The organism is Streptomyces sp. NPDC102259, assembly GCF_044766465.1.
Lineage (GTDB): Bacteria > Actinomycetota > Actinomycetes > Streptomycetales > Streptomycetaceae > Streptomyces.
Genome location: NZ_JBIWMA010000008.1, coordinates 89931 through 102400 on the forward strand (window position 1 = coordinate 89931; position 12470 = coordinate 102400).

Consider the following 12470-nt stretch of genomic DNA (forward strand, 5'->3'; position numbering starts at 1 on the left):
GGGGGTGGCACCGACACCGCCCCACGGGTTTTCCGGGCCGATGGACGGGCTCCCCGAACCCACCAACGGCTCCCCGGACCGGCCAACAGCTGCTCCCCGGACCGGCCGACGGCTGCTCCTCGAATCCCACCACCGGCTCTCCGGACCGCCGGACGGCGCTCCGGCCGGCCCGCCGCGTTCTCGGTCAGCCCACGGGATTTCCGGTCAGAACGTGAGCACCGCCCGCGCCACCCTCCCCGCCTCCGCGTCCGCGGCCGCCTTCGCGAAGTCCTCCACCGGGTAGGTGTCCGTCACCAGTTCGTCGAGGAGCAGACGGCCGGCCCGGTACAGCTCGGCGTACAGCGCGATGTCCCGCTGCGGGCGCGAGGAGCCGTACCGGCAGCCCAGGATCGACTTGTCCAGGTACATCGACGAGACCAGGAAGGACGCCTCGGCGGTGGCCGGCGGCACCCCGAGGAGCACCGCCTGGCCGTGCCGGTCCAGCAGGTCGATCGCCTGCCGGATCAGCTCGACCCGGCCGACGCACTCGAAGACGTGGTCCGCGCCCGTGGACAGCACGTCCCGCACCGCGTCCGTCGAGGTCAGGAAGTCGGTCGCGCCGAACCGGCGGGCCACCGCCTCCTTCGCCGGGTTCGCGTCCACCGCCACGATCAGCGACGCGCCCGCGATCCGCGCGCCCTGCACCACGTTCAGCCCGATCCCGCCCGTCCCGATGACGACGACGCTCTCCCCGTACCCCACCCGCGCCCGGTTGAGCACGGCCCCGACACCGGTCAGCACCCCGCACCCGATCAGCGCGGCGGACGTCAGCGGGATGTCCTTCGGGATCCGGACCGCCTGTACGGCCTTCACCACCGTGCGCTCGGCGAAGGCGGAGTTGGACGCGAACTGGTACACCGCGCCTCCCGCGCGCGTGAACGGCTTCCGCGGGCGCCCGATGGCCTGCCGGCACATCGTCGGCCTGCCCCGGTCGCACTGCGCGCAGGTGCCGCAGTTGGCGAGCGTGGACAGCGCGACATGGTCCCCCGGTACGACATGACCGACCCCCGCGCCGACCGCCTCGACGACCCCCGCGCCCTCGTGGCCGAGGACCACGGGCGCCGGGAAGGGAATCGTCCCGTCGACGACCGAGAGGTCGCTGTGGCACAGCCCGGCCGCCGAGATCGCGACGAGCACCTCACCCGGTCCGGGATCGCGGACCGCCAGATCGTCGACGACCTCGGCCCGCTTCCCGTCGAACACCACGCCTCGCATCGCGTCCCCTCCGTCCGGTCCGCTATCCCTTGGGCTGCCTGGGCAGGCCGAGCACCCGCTCGGCGATGATCGTGCGCTGGATCTGGTCCGACCCGCCGTAGATCGTGTCGGCCCGGGAGAACAGGAACAGGTGCTGCGCGTCGTCGATTTCGTACGGCGCGGACGGCGTCCAGTCCGCGGGGCCGGCACTCGCCGCCGCCCCCCGCACCTGCACCGCCACCTCCCCCAGCCGCTGATGCCAGCCCGCCCACAGCAGCTTCGCCACGCTGGGCGCGCCCGGTCCGCCGGAGCCTCCCAGCGTCCGCAACGCGTTCCACCGCATGGTGCGCAGCTCGGCCCACAGCCGCACCAGCCGCTCGCGTACGACGGGGTCGTCGGCCGCCCCCGTCCGCACCGCCGTACGCACGACCCGCTCCAGCTCCTGGGCGAAGCCGATCTGCTGGGCGAGGGTCGACACCCCGCGTTCGAAGCCGAGGAGGCTCATCGCCACCCGCCAGCCGTCGCCCGCCGCGCCGACGACGTGCTCCACGCGCGCGTGCGCCCCGTCGAAGAAGACCTCGTTGAAGTCGCTCGTGCCGGTCAGCTGCCGGATGGGCCGCACCTCGATCCGCCCCGGCTGGTCCATGGGGACGAGGAGAAAGCTCAGTCCGTGGTGCCGCCGGGACTTCGGATCGGTGCGGGCGAGCACGAAACACCAGTCGGCCTCCTGGGCGAGCGAGGTCCAGATCTTCTGCCCGGTGACGCGGTACGACCGTCCGTCGGGGGCGAGTTCGGCTTTCGTACGGACTCCGGCCAGGTCGGATCCCGCGTCCGGCTCGCTGTACCCCTGGCACCACAGCTCGGCGCCGGCGGCGATCGGCGGCAGGAAGCGCGCCTTCTGCTCCGCCGTGCCGTGCGCGAGGAGGGTCGGCGCGAGCAGGTTCTCCCCGATGTGCCCGGAGCGGGCCGGGGCACCCGACCGGGCGTACTCCTCGGCCCAGGCGACCTGTTGCGTGAGGGTCGCGGTCCGGTTGCCGTACCCGCCCTCCCCCCAACCGATCCCGATCCACCCGGCCGCCCCGAGCGCCCGCTCCCAGGCCCGCCGGTCGGCGGCTCGCGGAGCGTGTGCGGCCAACCAGTCACGTGCTTCGACGCGGAAGGAGTCGTCCGCCGGGGTGAAACCGAAATCCACGCTGACCTCCTCGAGAAGGGGTGACCGCAGGTACCTCAGGGGCGCGGGGAACCGCGCGACCAGCCACGGACGACCCGCACCCGAAGACCACAGGAAGCACGCTCAGGCGTTGGGCCGGCTCCCCTCCCGCGCGGCCCGAGCCATCTCCTCCAGCCGAACGAGCATCGGCATCGGATCCACCCCCACCGTCCCCGGCAACACCTCCGCGATCCGCTCAGGCGTCCAGGAACCCCCCTCCGCGTAAGCCGAACGCAGTTCACTGGGCTGCGCCCACACCGCGATCTTCGGCCCCGCGACGGTGTACACCTGCCCGGTGACCCCCGCGTCCCGCGCGCGGTCCGACAGCAGGTACACCACGAACGCGGCCACGTCCTCCGGTTCGCCGATCTCCGTCAACTCCATGGGCACGCCCGCGGACATCCGCGTACGGGCCACGGGGGCCACCGCGTTGGCGGTCACCCCGTACTTGTGCAGACCCAGCGCGGCGCTCCGTACGAGCGAGATGATCCCGCCCTTGGCGGCGCTGTAGTTGGCCTGCGAGACGGAGCCCTGGTGGTTGCCGCTGGTGAAGCCGATCAGCGTGCCGGAGCGCTGTCCGCGCATCACGGCCGACGCGGCCCGGAACACGGTGAACGTGCCCTTGAGATGGGTGGCGACGACCGGGTCCCACTCCGCCTCGGACATGTTGAACAGCATCCGCTCCCGCAGGATCCCGGCGACGCACACGACCCCGTCGAGCCGTCCGTACGACGCCAGGGCGGTGTCGACGACCCGCTGCCCGCCGGCCATCGTCGAGATGTCGTCGCCGACGGCGACCGCCTCCCCGCCCGCCGCCTCGATCTCCTTGACGACGGACTCGGCGACCTCGCTGGTGGGTGAGGCGCCGTCCACCGAGACCCCGTAGTCGTTGACGACGACCCGCGCGCCCTCGGCCGCGGCCGCGAGCGCCACCGCCCGTCCGATGCCTCGTCCCGCCCCCGTGACGGCGACGACCTTGCCGGTCAGGAAGTTCCCCACGTCCGGCCCCCTCCCACAGTTTCTGACGGACCGTTAGATTTGAGATTCGAGGTCTACATTGACCCGTCCGTCGGTCGGGGACAAGCCCCGGGGAGGCACGGAATGACACTGCCGGTCGAGTTCCACGACATCGCGAAGCGCGTCAACAACTGGGGGCGCTGGGGGGCCGACGACGAGATCGGCACCCTGAACCTCATCACCGACGACGTCGTCCGCGCGGCCGCCGCCGAGATCCGCACCGGCCGCCGCGTCCCGCTCGCGCTGCCCCTGCGGGAGGACGGCGTGCAGACCGGGCTGATCCCGGGGCGGGTCAACCCCCTGCACGCCATGGTGCAGATCAACCAGGAGATCTTCGGTCCCGGCACGGTGGCGTGCAGCGACGACGCCGTGACCATGGGCCTCCAGGCCGGCACGCACTGGGACGCACTGACCCATGTCTCGCACTCGGGGAAGCTCTACAACGGCCGCCCGGCCACCACCGTCACCCCGCACGGCGGCGCCGAGTTCAGCGGCATCGACAAAGCGCGGCACGTCGTCTCGCGCGGGGTGCTTCTCGACGTGGCACGCGCGCGGGGCGTCGACCGGCTGGACGGCGGGCACGCGGTCACCCCGGAGGACCTGACGGCGGCCGAGGAGCTGGCCGGCACCCGGGTGCGCGCCGGCGACATCGCGCTCGTCCGCACCGGGCAGGTGCGGCTCTATCTGGCGGGCGACAAGCAGGGGTACGGCTATCCGTCACCCGGCCTCTCGGTCCGCACGCCGGAGTGGTTCCACGCGCGCGACGTGGCGGCGGTCGCCAACGACACCCTCACGTTCGAGATCTTCCCGCCCGAGATCGACGATCTGTGGCTGCCGGTGCACGCGCTCGACCTGGTGGAGATGGGGATGCTCCAGGGCCAGAACTGGAATCTCGAAGAGTTGTCCACAGCCTGTGGACAAACTGGCCGCTACGCGTTCCTGCTGTCGGCGATGCCCGAGCCCTTCGTCGGCGGGACGGGCACTCCGGTGGCCCCCGTGGCGGTGCTCTAGCAACAGACGCACCCCTCACGTCGGCTGGCGGCGCGCGGCTGCCCGCCCCGAGCACGGCACCGCGCACCGCCATCCGACTCCGGCGCACCCTCCCCCACTCCCGGCATCGCCCGAGCGGGAGGGACCCCCACCGACTCCCCTCGGCCCTGAGGGAGTCGGCGCCGAATCGCGACCCGCACTCGGCGAGAGCCTCCGTCACCGAAGCCCTCGTCGTCCCCTCTCGGCGAATCGCTGACCACAAGCGTGATCAAACGGACACGTCGCGTCAACACCTGACCGGCGATTTGTTACTTACATCCCCTTTGCGGTGGGCGCGCACGGAAGCACAGCCGGGCGCACCGATGCCGACCGGGACCGTCCGCGACAGCGCTTTCTGCGCCCGTGCACCGCGGTCCGCGGGGCGCTCCGCACGCGTGCGCCCTCGCCCGCCGCCCGCACCACCGGCCACGCCGGTCACACATCGCCGGTCACATCGCCGCGCGCCGGTCGTCCGCCCGCCGTCCGCCCGCCGCTCAGACGACCTCGTACGCGAGCCCTCCGTAAGCCGCCTCGGACTCCGCCGGGACCGCGCCCCGGCACTCCTCCACGCCCCCGTGGTCCGCCTCGGCCCGACCGGGCTCCCCACAGCGGTCCAGTTCGCACCAGATGCGTTTGCCGGCGCCCTCGACGCTCCAGCCCCAGCGGTCCGCGAGGCCGTCGACCAGGGCCAGACCACGACCGCCGGTCGCCTCGTCGCCGGCGCAGCGGGGCACGGGCGCACGGTCGCTGGTGTCGGCCACCTCCAGACGGACGGTGGACGGCTCGGCCGTCCCGCCCGGCAGGGAGAGCCGCAGCACGGCCGGACAGCCGGTGTGCACCACGGCGTTGGTGACCAGTTCGGAGACGAGCAGGATCAGCGTCTCGGCGAGCGGCTCCTCGTCCCCTATCCCGGACCCGGCGAGGCGCGAACGGGCCCACCTGCGGGCGCGCCCCACCTCAGCGGGGTCGGGCCGGATCTCCAGCTGCACTTGAAGCACCTGCACCGCTCACACCATCCGAACCGGCGGACACATGGCCGTGCGCCACGCAAGCCACGCGAGCCGCGTGTGCACCATGACGACGGGGGCCACGATCGTAGCCATTTTCTGCATGGCCAGAACAACAGCCAGAGGCAGGGTGACGGAACGTGAATCCCTTACGAGACAGCTTGGTTGACATACAGTCACCTCAACAAGCGCTTCGGGCATATTCCAGCGCGAAGGAGTACCCGTGCGGCATACTGTGCGACGCTCGTTGCGGGGAGTCGAACAGGCGGGCGCCAGAAGGCCGTCCGCCCTGCGAGCGGCGGCGCGCACCGCCGGATCCGGCACCGCCCCAGGGGCACCGCCGGCATGGCTCATGCTCGGAACCACTCGCATCCCACAGAAGGTACCGGAGAGGCCTGCCGACTCCGGGCCGTGACGGGTCACGCATCGGACACAACCCGGTATCAACGCTCTGTGATTCCGGTATGCCACAATCCGCGACACCCGTACGGCCGTCCACGCGCCGCCCCCGCCTTCAGCGCAGGCGGGCGCCGCTAACGGCCCGCGCCGGACAGCAGGTCGGCCGCGAGCAGCTCCTCACTCTCCGTGCCGCCACCCGCACGCCGGGTGCGCAGCCAGGCCCGCTTGAGCAGCAGATGTACGTCCGCCTCCCAGGTGAAGCCCATGCCGCCGTGCACCTGGAGGCAGTCGCGCGCGCCGCGTACGGCGGCCTCGTCGGCGAGCAGCCGGGCGGCCGCGATGTCGGCCGGGTCGGCGGTGACGGCGGCCGCGTAGACCGCCGCGCGGGCCACCTCGACCCGCACCAGCAGTTCCGCGCACAGATGCTTGATCGCCTGGAAGGCTCCGATCGGCTGCCCGAACTGTTCGCGCGCCCGGGCGTGTTGCACGGCCAGCTCGCACGCGCGCGTGGCCGTGCCGAGCTGCTCGGCCGCCGTGAGGAGAACGGCGACGGGATCGACGGCCGCCGAGACGCCCGGAACGCGGTGCAGCGGTGTCAGCGGGTCCACCGACCGCAGCGGCACAGCCCCGCCGGTCTCCCCGCACACGACGTCCGCCTCCGTCAGCCACTCCACCAGCCCGCCGCCGTCCACGGCCGTCACGACCGTCTCCCCGTCGGCCGCGCCGGGCACGCGGCCCGCCGCGAGGTGGGTGGCCACCAGCGGCCCCGGCAGCAGGGCCCGGCCGGCCTCCTCGAACGCCAACACGGTCTCGGGCAGCCCGAGTCCGACCCCGCCGTCCGCCTCGGGCAGCCGCAGCGCGAAGAACCCGGCCGCCCCCAGCTCCCGCCACAGTGCCCGGTCCAGCCGCCCCGGCCGGTCCACGGCGGCCCGCAGCGCCGCCCGGTCGAAGCGGCGCGCCACCAGCCCCCGCATCCCGTCACGCAGCGCCCGCTGGTCCTCCGTCAGTCGAAATCGCATGACGTCGAGTTCACCGTCCCTTCGGCAGGCCCAGGATCCGTTCGGCCACGATGTTCCGCTGGATCTGCGAGGTCCCGGCCGCGATGGTGTACGAGAGGGAGGACAGCCGGTCGTGGACCCAGGGGCGGTCGAGGTCGAGGCTCTCGTCGCCCAGGAGGTCGGCGGCCGCGTCGTACAGCTCCTGGCGGGCCTGCGAGTACCTCAGTTTGAAAACCGAACCCCCGACGCCCGGCAGCCCGCCCTGGGCCTCCGCCTCGCTCACGTTCCACTGCGTCAGCCGCCAGAGCGCCCGGAACTCGGCGTTGAGGGCGCCCAGCCGCCGCCGCAGGGCGGGATCGTCCCAGCGGCCGTTCCTCCGTGCCTCCACGGCGAGTTCGCCCAGCACGCGCCGACAGGCGACGACCTCGCCCACGAAGGCGGTGCCGCGCTCGAACGACAGCGTCACCATCGTCACCCGCCAGCCGTCGTTCTCCTCCCCCACCCGATGGCCGACCGGCACCCGCACCTCGTCGAGGAACACCTCGGCGAACTCGGCGGATCCGGCGAGGGTGCGCAGCGGCCGTACGGTGATGCCCGGGGCGTCCATGGGCATGGCCAGCCAGGTGATGCCCTTGTGCTTCGGCGCCCCCGGATCCGTGCGGACCAGCAGTTCGCACCAGTCGGCGACCTCCGCGTGCGAGGTCCAGATCTTGGACCCGCTCACCACGTAGTCGTCGCCGTCGCGCCACGCGCGCGTGCGCAGCGCCGCGAGGTCCGACCCGGCGTCGGGCTCGCTGAAGCCCTGGCACCACACCTCCTCGCCGCGCAGGATGGGCGGCAGCCAGCGGGCCCGCTGTGCGGCCGTTCCCTCGGCGGCGATCGTCGGCCCGGCGTGCAGCAGCCCGACGAAGCCGGCCCCCACGTACGGCGCGCCCGCCTTCTCCGTCTCCTCCAGGAAGATCAGCCGGGTGCCCGGCGAGGCCTGCCAGTGCACGTCGGCGTACCCGGCGTCGTACAGCGTCCGCTGCCAGCCGAGGTCGTGGGCGCGGCGGCCGGGCCAGTCGTCCGGGGACGGTTTCGGCGGGAGCGTGGGCAGCACCTTGCCGAGCCACTCGCGCAGCCGGGCCCGGAACTCCGCGTCCTCGGGGCTGTCCGCGAGGTCCATGGTCCTGATCCCCCTGCCCTGGTCCCGGCCCCGGCTACTTGTCGAGGTCCAGGTCCAGCATGCGGATCGCGTTGCCCCGCATGAGCTTGTGGACCGTCTCGTCGTCGAGGCCCTTCACGTGGTCGAGGGCGACCTCCTTGGTGTGCGGGAAGGTCGAGTCGACGTGCGGGTAGTCGGTCTCGAAGGTCGCGTTGTCGCGCCCCACCACGTCCAGGGACGCGACCCCGTGCTTGTCGCGGAAGAAGCAGCAGAAGATCTGCCGGTAGTAGTACGTCGACGGCGGCTCGGGGACGAGGTCCCTGACCCCGCCCCACGCGCGGTGCTCCTCCCAGACGTCGTCGGCGCGCTCCAGGGCGTACGGGATCCAGCCCATCTGACCCTCGGAGTAGGCGAGTTTGAGGCGCGGGAACTTCACCAGCACCCCGCTGAACAGGAAGTCCATCATCGAGGCCATCGCGTTGTTGAACGAAAGGGACGCCTGGACGGCCGGGGGCGCGTCCGGCGAGGCGGCCGGCATCTGTGAGGACGAACCGATGTGCATGTTGACGACCGTCCCGGTCTCCTCGCAGACCGCGAAGAACGGGTCCCAGTAGCCCGAGTGGATCGACGGCAGCCCCAGATGGCTGGGGATCTCGGAGAAGGTCACCGCGCGCACCCCGCGGGCCGCGTTGCGCCGGATCTCGGCGACCGCCAGGTCGATGTCCCACAGCGGGATCAGGCAGAGCGGGATGAGCCGCCCGCCGCTGTCCCCGCACCACTCCTCGACCATCCAGTCGTTGTAGGCGCGCACACAGGCCAGCGCGACCTCCTTGTCGTGCGCCTCGGCGAAGGTCTGTCCGCAGAAGCGGGGGAAGGAGGGGAAGCAGAGGGAGGCCTCGACATGGTTGAGGTCCATGTCCGCCAGCCGGGCCTTCGGGTCCCAGCAGCCGCGCCGCATCTGCTCCCGGGTGATGCCCTCCAGCGTCATCTCGTCCCGGTCGAAGCCGACGGCGGCGATGTTGCGCTTGTACGGGAACTTCAGGTCCTCGTAGATCCACCAGTCGGTGGGCTGGCCGTCCGGGTCCATCGTGATCTGGTACTTCCCGGCGACGTAGGCGAGCTCGCCGATCCCGGCGGTGAGGGGCTGCGGGCCCCGGTCCCGGTACTTCCGCGGCAGCCAGGTCGCGAAGAGGTGCGCGGGCTCGATCACATGGTCGTCGACGCTGACGATGCGCGGCAGTTCGGTCATGGCTTCCCCTCCGCCTGGCGGAACGCCAGTTGTCCGATGGACGTGTCCGGTGCGCTGGTCCGACGGGCCGTCCCGACGGGCCGTCCGACCCCGCCGTCCGGCCGACCGTGCGGCTCGCTGTCCGGCCTGCTGTCCGGCCTGCCGCCCCACGGCTATCTGATGGCCCGTCAGATTTACTCTCCCCAGCAGGCTAGCCCCCGCCCCCTGGACCGACAAGGCGACCAGCCCTACGCTCTGCCCAAAATCTGACAGTCCGTCAGTTCAGCCAGGGGGCCGACGTGAATGACACCGCCACCGCCACCGCCCACGAGCTGAGCGCGTCCCGCACCCTCTGGGACCTGCTCGCCCGCCGCGCCGACCTCACCCCCGGCCGCCGGGTCCTCCTCCAGGATGAGCGCGCCCTCACCTTCGGTGAGCTGCGCGAGCGCGCCGAGCGGGTCGCGGCCGGGCTGCACGACATGGGCGTACGCCCCGGCACCGTCGTCGCCTGGCAGCTGCCGACCCGCCTGGAGACGGCCGTCCTGTCGTTCGCGCTGGCCCGCCTGGGGGCCGTGCAGTCGCCCGTGATCCCCTTCTACCGCGACCGGGAGGTCGGCTTCGCGCTGCGCGAGTCGAAGGCGGAGTACTTCGCGGTGCCGGGCGTCTGGCGCGGCTTCGACCATGCCGAGATGGCACGACGGCTGGGCGCCAAGGGCGTCTTCGAGGCGTACGACGAGCTGCCGGACGGGGACCCGGCCGTGCTTCCGCCGCCGCCCGCCGAGGGCACCTCGGTGCGCTGGATCTACTGGACCTCGGGCACCACGTCCGATCCCAAGGGCGTGCTGCACACCGACCGTTCACTGATCGCGGGCGGCTCCTGCCTCGCCCACGCGCTGCGCCTCACCGCGGACGACGTCGGCTCGATGGCGTTCCCGTACGCCCACATCGCCGGCCCCGACTACACCGTCATGCTGCTGCTCTACGGCTTCCCCGCGGTGATGTTCGAGCACTTCGCGCTGCCGGACGCGCTGGAGGGGTACCGACGGCACGGGGTGACGGTCGCGGGCGGCTCGACGGCGTTCTACTCGATGTTCCTCGCCGAGCAGCGCAAGCGGCCCGACGCGCCCCTGATCCCCTCGCTGCGGCTGCTCGCGGGCGGCGGAGCGCCCAAGCCGCCCGAGGTGTACCACGCCGTCGTGCGCGAGATGGGGGTGCAGCTGACCCACGGGTACGGGATGACCGAGGTGCCGATGATCACCATGGGGGCGCCGGACGACACCGCGGAGAACCTCGCGACGACGGAGGGCCGGCCACCGGAGGGCATGCGGATACGCGTGGTGGAGGGCGAGGTGCGGCTGCGCGGGGAGGCCGTGTGCCAGGGGTACCTGGATCCCGCCCAGACGGCCGAGGCCTTCGACGCGGAGGGGTTCCTGCGCACCGGCGACCTGGGGCACGTGACCGGCAGCGGGCATCTGGTCCTCACCGGGCGGCTGAAGGACGTGATCATCCGCAAGGGGGAGAACGTGTCGGCCAAGGAGATCGAGGACCTGCTCGCCGCCCACCCGGCCGTCGGGGACGTGGCGGTGGTCGGCCTGCCCGACGCGGAGCGCGGGGAGCTGGTGTGCGCGGTGGTGGAACCGGCGCCGGGGGCCGGGGAACCGTTGACGCTCGAGACGATGACCTCGTATCTGCGCGCGGGCGGACTGTCGGTCCACAAGCTGCCGGAGCGGCTGGAGGTGGTGGACGCCCTGCCGCGCAACGAGACACTGCGGAAGGTGCTGAAGTACAAACTGCGCGAACGCTTCTCCCGGTGACCACCGCTCGTGCGACCGCTCCTCGAGCGACCCCTGCTCGGGTGAGTACTGTGCGCGTGACTGCCGCTCGGGCGAGTACTGCTCGCGTGAGTACCGCTCGGCTGCGTACCCGTCGGGTGACAGCCGCTCGGCTGCGTACCGGTCGGGCGGGTGCTACTCGGCGACCGTGAAGTAGCGGGCGAAGGCGGGGACGATCTCGGCCTCGCCGACCTTGCCGTCCGCGTCGGCGTCGAGGACGGCGGCGGCCCCCTGCGCGACCTCTTCGGGTGCTCCGAGCGCCCGGAGCACCCGTACGGTGTCCGCGACCGTGGCCCGGCCGTCGCCGTCGGCATCGGCGATGTCCAGGGCCGCGTGCAGGAAGGGGCGCGCGATCTCGGCGAACCGCTCCGGGTTGTCGCGCAGGCGCTTGACCGCGCCGTTCACGAACTCGTCCCGGGTGATGCGCTGGTCGCCGTCCCGGTCGGCGATGCCGGCCATGCCCTGCCAGAACGCCTCGGCGCCCGCGTACAGCGCCTGCCCCTTGTCGGACCGGGCCGCGGTGCCGAACTCGGCGAGCAGCGCCTTGGCCGCCGCGCCGAAGTCCGCACGGTCGATGTAGCCGTTGCCGTCCTGGTCGAAGGTGGCGAACCGGGCGGCGATCCTGTGTTCGTACTCACTGCTGACCATGTCTTCTCGGGCCGCCTTACGTGATCGCGTGGAGATGCTGCTGAGAGTGGTTCCGGCAGGGAGCGTACGACGCCGGCGACTTCCGGGCAGCGGGAAAGCGACGCCTGTGCCAATACCGGGGGAATTCCGGGACGAGTGTGTAGCGGAGCGGGCCCCCGTCGGCTCGCGCGGGCCTACGCCGAGAGCGGTTCCGTCCCGTCGTCCACGGCGTCCGCGAGGTCCCCGTAGACATCGAAGAGGCGGCGGACGCCCAGCGCGCCCAGCACCCGGTTGACGTGGGAGCCCTCCGCCGCTCCCCGCGCGGGGAGTATCAGGCGCAGGCGTCCCCGGCAGGAGCGGATGAGGCGGCGCGAGGCGATGAGGACGCCGACGCCGCTGGAGTCGCAGAAGTACACCTCGGAGAGGTCCAGGACGAGACTGTGGCGCCCCTCGGCCACCTCGTCGTGCACCTTCTGCCGCAGCACCGGCGACGTCACCAGGTCCAGCTCGCCCGACACATGGAGCACGGCCCATCCGCCCTGCTCCCAGCCGGTCACTTTGAAGGCCACCACCACGCCCTTCGCTCGCTGTAGCTCGCGGAAAACGGAAGCTGTCCCTTCGCTTCCATGCAGCGCGGCTGCCCAGCGGCCGTGCCCCGAAACGCCGAAGCAAAAACAGAAACGGAGAGAAAGAGGCTTGTTTCAGTCACATCCCGTCCGATTCGATCCTTGTCTGTCGGGTAGGCG

General features: G+C 72.2%; 11 protein-coding genes. 2 read left to right on the forward strand and 9 right to left on the reverse strand.

The annotated features are described in order from the left end of the window. Positions 1 to 204: 204 nt before the first annotated feature. The 3 genes from ACIRPU_RS20200 to ACIRPU_RS20210 all read right to left on the reverse strand — a co-directional run bounded on the left by ACIRPU_RS20200 (position 205) and on the right by ACIRPU_RS20210 (position 3442). Positions 205 to 1254, reverse strand: a complete 1050-nt coding sequence (locus tag ACIRPU_RS20200; RefSeq protein ID WP_403868954.1) for a Zn-dependent alcohol dehydrogenase — start codon at positions 1252 to 1254, stop codon at positions 205 to 207. A gap of 22 nt (positions 1255 to 1276) precedes the next feature. Then, positions 1277 to 2425, reverse strand: coding sequence for an acyl-CoA dehydrogenase family protein (locus ACIRPU_RS20205; RefSeq protein ID WP_403868957.1), 1149 nt, complete (start codon positions 2423 to 2425; stop codon positions 1277 to 1279). 102 nt (positions 2426 to 2527) lie between these two features. Next, positions 2528 to 3442 carry an SDR family NAD(P)-dependent oxidoreductase gene (locus tag ACIRPU_RS20210; RefSeq protein ID WP_403868960.1) on the reverse strand — a complete coding sequence of 305 codons (915 nt, stop codon included), beginning with the start codon at positions 3440 to 3442 and terminating at the stop codon, positions 2528 to 2530. A 102-nt stretch (positions 3443 to 3544) separates the two neighbouring features. Here ACIRPU_RS20210 and ACIRPU_RS20215 point away from each other — a divergent pair, with 102 nt between their 5' ends. Then, positions 3545 to 4471: a cyclase family protein gene (locus ACIRPU_RS20215; protein ID WP_403868963.1), complete on the forward strand. Its 927-nt coding sequence runs from the start codon at positions 3545 to 3547 to the stop codon at positions 4469 to 4471. Positions 4472 to 4983: 512 nt separating this feature from the next. On the opposite strand, the gene ACIRPU_RS20220 is transcribed toward ACIRPU_RS20215, so the two are convergent. From ACIRPU_RS20220 to ACIRPU_RS20235, 4 genes are all read right to left on the reverse strand, one after another. Further along, positions 4984 to 5478, reverse strand: a complete 495-nt coding sequence (locus ACIRPU_RS20220; RefSeq protein ID WP_403869497.1) for an ATP-binding protein — start codon at positions 5476 to 5478, stop codon at positions 4984 to 4986. 551 nt (positions 5479 to 6029) lie between these two features. Next, positions 6030 to 6914 carry an acyl-CoA dehydrogenase family protein gene (locus tag ACIRPU_RS20225; RefSeq protein WP_403868966.1) on the reverse strand — a complete coding sequence of 295 codons (885 nt, stop codon included), beginning with the start codon at positions 6912 to 6914 and terminating at the stop codon, positions 6030 to 6032. Between the two features lie 10 nt (positions 6915 to 6924). Further along, positions 6925 to 8058 (reverse strand): acyl-CoA dehydrogenase family protein, encoded by a 1134-nt coding sequence (locus tag ACIRPU_RS20230; protein ID WP_403868969.1) that lies wholly within the window; start codon positions 8056 to 8058, stop codon positions 6925 to 6927. A gap of 34 nt (positions 8059 to 8092) precedes the next feature. Continuing rightward, entirely contained in the window at positions 8093 to 9286 is a 1194-nt protein-coding gene (locus ACIRPU_RS20235) for an amidohydrolase family protein (protein ID WP_403868972.1), read from the reverse strand. A gap of 278 nt (positions 9287 to 9564) precedes the next feature. Between ACIRPU_RS20235 and ACIRPU_RS20240 the strand changes: the two genes are divergently transcribed. Then, entirely contained in the window at positions 9565 to 11079 is a 1515-nt protein-coding gene (locus tag ACIRPU_RS20240; RefSeq protein WP_403868975.1) for a class I adenylate-forming enzyme family protein, read from the forward strand. A gap of 153 nt (positions 11080 to 11232) precedes the next feature. Here the strand turns inward: ACIRPU_RS20240 and ACIRPU_RS20245 are convergent, their stop codons facing one another. Then, entirely contained in the window at positions 11233 to 11745 is a 513-nt protein-coding gene (locus tag ACIRPU_RS20245) for an EF-hand domain-containing protein (protein ID WP_403868978.1), read from the reverse strand. Between the two features lie 173 nt (positions 11746 to 11918). Next, a complete protein-coding gene (locus ACIRPU_RS20250; protein ID WP_384108804.1) occupies positions 11919 to 12299 on the reverse strand; it encodes an STAS domain-containing protein in 381 nt (126 codons plus the stop codon). Positions 12300 to 12470 lie beyond the last annotated feature (171 nt).

Bases quoted from the DNA above. Each gene is read 5' to 3' on its own strand.
- ACIRPU_RS20200 (WP_403868954.1), bottom strand. From the start codon at position 1,254: ATGCGAGGCGTGGTGTTCGACGGGAAGCGGGCCGAGGTCGTCGACGAT.
- ACIRPU_RS20215 (WP_403868963.1), top strand. From the start codon at position 3,545: ATGACACTGCCGGTCGAGTTCCACGACATCGCGAAGCGCGTCAACAAC.
- ACIRPU_RS20225 (WP_403868966.1), bottom strand. From the start codon at position 6,914: ATGCGATTTCGACTGACGGAGGACCAGCGGGCGCTGCGTGACGGGATG.
- ACIRPU_RS20230 (WP_403868969.1), bottom strand. From the start codon at position 8,058: ATGGACCTCGCGGACAGCCCCGAGGACGCGGAGTTCCGGGCCCGGCTG.
- ACIRPU_RS20235 (WP_403868972.1), bottom strand. From the start codon at position 9,286: ATGACCGAACTGCCGCGCATCGTCAGCGTCGACGACCATGTGATCGAG.
- ACIRPU_RS20245 (WP_403868978.1), bottom strand. From the start codon at position 11,745: ATGGTCAGCAGTGAGTACGAACACAGGATCGCCGCCCGGTTCGCCACC.